Source organism: Microcoleus sp. C2D2, from assembly GCF_036702495.1.
GTDB lineage: Bacteria > Cyanobacteriota > Cyanobacteriia > Cyanobacteriales > Microcoleaceae > Microcoleus.
Window position 1 is genome coordinate 1 of the sequence record NZ_JAUBTO010000320.1, and the last position, 3293, is coordinate 3293.

1 protein-coding gene is annotated in these 3293 nt (G+C 49.2%); it reads right to left on the reverse strand.

From position 1 onward, the window contains the following. On the reverse strand, nt 1-3293 hold a 3293-nt coding region (locus QUB61_RS38600; RefSeq protein WP_333190431.1), incomplete at both ends, for a putative Ig domain-containing protein.

Consider the following 3293-nt stretch of genomic DNA (forward strand, 5'->3'; position numbering starts at 1 on the left):
AAAACCTGTCCCCGACTGTTATAAGTCCACCGCGAAACATTGCCCAAAGCATCTTTCTCAGTTAACTTATTTCCCCGATTATCATAAGTCCACTCAGTCTTATACTTCACCTCAACAGGATTTCCAGCAGCATTTAACTCGCTAGTAATGACAGTTTCAGTCCAAACGTTGTTATCCGCATCGTAAGTCCTGTCAATCCTCTTTCCTAACGGGTCGATTTCAGTTAAAACGTTCCCGCGACTGTCGTAAACATAAGTCGTCTCTTTCTCAAAAACATCCTTAACTTTCTGAAGCGAATTATTAGGGTCGTAAATCAATTCCACCGCCGACCCATTCGCATCAACCATCTGCTTGAGGCGACCAGAATCGTCGTAGTCAGTCTTGACTCCGCTTCTTCCCAAGGGGTCTATAACTTCAGTTAAAAAGTGCGGTCTGTCTTCATCTTCGTACTTAAATTGAGTGGGATTATTCTCCCTATCCTTAACAGCAACTAAATCCCCTTTAGCGTCGTATTCGTACTTAACCTTTTTGCCATCCGGGTCAACAACGCTAACAATTCTCCCCTCCGCATCCCTCTCAAAAGTTACCGACTTACCAGTCGAACTCTTAATCCCCGCATCGCTAAAAGTCAACTTATTCCCATTCGCATCAGTCGCAGTCAATAAATCCCCAGATGCCGCATCAATCTCGTAAACCAATCCCTCTTTGGTAGTCAACACGTATATGCCCCCAAAAGCAGGATTTTCGGGATTGAAAGGCTGCCCGTTGACTCCGTAATACTCGCCGTTTGAGTTCCTGACTAAATTCGCATCCTTAACCGTCAAAGTCATCGTCGAACCCTTTTGAGACTCAAAAGCCGGCTTGTACATCTGAGCACCCGGCCCAGCCCCTCCTAAATACTGATTCAAATGATGCGATTGCGGCTTGAATGTAAACGTTTCCCGCTTTCCACCCGGTAAGGTAATAAATACTTTCGTTTTCGATTGAAAAGGAACCGTATTAATTCCCAACTCCTCATAAGTCGGGTCAGCTTTTAGCGAAGTCTTCAAATCAGTATCCCGGAATTCCATCCGCCAGCCGTAGCCAAAATCATCTGTTGCATTGGCATTCAAAGAATCGTAAGTCCGAGTCACGCTAATCGGAATTCCCGCCACCGGAACAGTTAAATCAGTAAACGACAACCGGAAATTCCCCAACTTCAAATCCCCTGCAACATTCACCGTCCTCTCAGTAGTCGAACCGTTGCCGTTAGCATCGAATGCAGTGAATTTGAGAGTATAAGCGCCGTTAGCCAAAACAGTCGGGTCAAATGCCGCAACCGTTCCGTTATTGACAGCGGTTGTTCCCCGATAAACCTCCTTAAACTCCCCGCCACCAACCGGGGCTACTTCCAAAGTATAGTAAGCCAAATTGCTGTCATTAATCGTGCCGGTGATGTTGACAGGCGCGCTAATTTCTGCATCATCTTCTAAACTGATATTGATAGTTGGCGCGCTGACATCGCTAGTATCAATTGCAGCCACAGTTTTCGTCGCAGTTCCCGCATTCCCTGCCGCATCTAGTGCTGTCGCAACTGCTGTAAAATTGCCGAAGTTATTTACCTTGACATTTGCTTGACCTTGTGCATCTAAAACAACAGGAGTGCCGTTAACAGTTAAGCCCAAAGATTCAACTTTCACGTTATCAACAGCATTCACAGTAAAGGTGATTGAATCTCCAACATTAGCTGTATTTTTGCTGGCAATAATATTGACTTTAGGGGCGGCTGTATCGGCAACCACGCTTAAATTGTAGGCGACAGTAACAGTCTTGCCAAAGGTATCGGCGATCGCAATTTGAACTGGTTTAGTCGTACCGACATCATCCGATTTAGGAACCCAACTAATACGGCCGAATTCATCAACAGTCATGCCCGAGGGAGACTGCAACAAAGAATAAGAAAGCAAATCGCCTTCGGCATCACTGGCTTTCAAATCGTAGCGGTAAGTAGCGCCCGTTGCTACAGATTGCTGGGCCGGTACGGTAGGAATAACTGGTGCCGAATTCGCCCTCTCCGTTAATGTAAAACCTTGGGCTGCCCCCAAACCACCAGCATCAACAGCGCCGACTGCAATTTGATGGTTTCCAGCAGTCGGATTGTCCCAAGTTAACAATCCAGTTGTGGCATTAATTGCCATCCCCGCCGGTGCTTTCAATAACTGATAAGTCAAACTGCCGCCGTCGGGGTCAGTTGCTTGCACCTGATAGCTGTACTGACTGCCCAAAGACGCAGCAAACACGGGTGTCGAGATTACAGTCGGAGACTGATTGATGGCAGCGGTTCCCACCTGCACCGCAAACCTTTGATTCCCCACCGCCCCCTGGGTGTCGGTTGCCAAAACTTCGACTTCGTGGGAACCTACAAAGTTAGCACCGGGAGTCCACTCGATCGCACCTGTGTTCTGGTCAATCTTCATACCCTCGGGCTTAGTGCCCAAACTGTAACGCAGGGCATCATTTTCCGGGTCTGTTCCCAGCGCTTGATATCTGTAAACTCCATTGACTGCTGCAACTGTCACCGGAGTGGAGACGATCGCAGGTGGTGTGTTAATCCCCGTAACCTTTAAACTGTATTCTTGGCCGGTATAAGAACCGAGGGCATCAGTTACCCGTACCGCAACGGTATGTTCCCCAATTTGGTCGGGAGTAGGCTGCCAACTCAAACCCCCGGTTTTAGCGTCAATTACCATACCTTTGGGAGCATTGTCAAGGCTCCACAGCAAGTAATCTCCGTCGGGGTCGGTTCCCGCTAGCTGGTAGCGGTAAACTTTCTCTAAGTTGGTAACGGTATCGGGTACCGAAGTAATGCTGGGAGCTCGGTTAGCGGTAGAATTCGAGACATTGACTCTCCAGGATTGAGTATCGGTTCCCCCCTGACCGTCGCTAACCGATACCGACACGGATTGCGGGCCGACTTGGGAAGCGCTCGGAGTCCAAGCCAGCAACCCCTCTGAATCAACGGTCATCCCAAGCGGCTTTTCAACCAAAGTAAAGGTTGTCGGGTTGCCGTCTGGGTCGGTTGCAGCGAGTTTGTAGAAATAACCGCTGCCGGTGCGGGCTGTGGTGCGGGGGGTGGAAGTAATCTCAGGGGGGCGGTTGGGAATCGCCTCGATTACCTGTAACGGGACGAACAGCTTGGATTCTGAGCCTTTGCCGTCGCTGGCTAGTACAGTGAAAGCTCTCGGTCCCAACTGCGCCGCTGTCGGCGTCCAAGTTACCAGTCCGGTAGTTGGGTTGATGGAGACGCCAGCAGG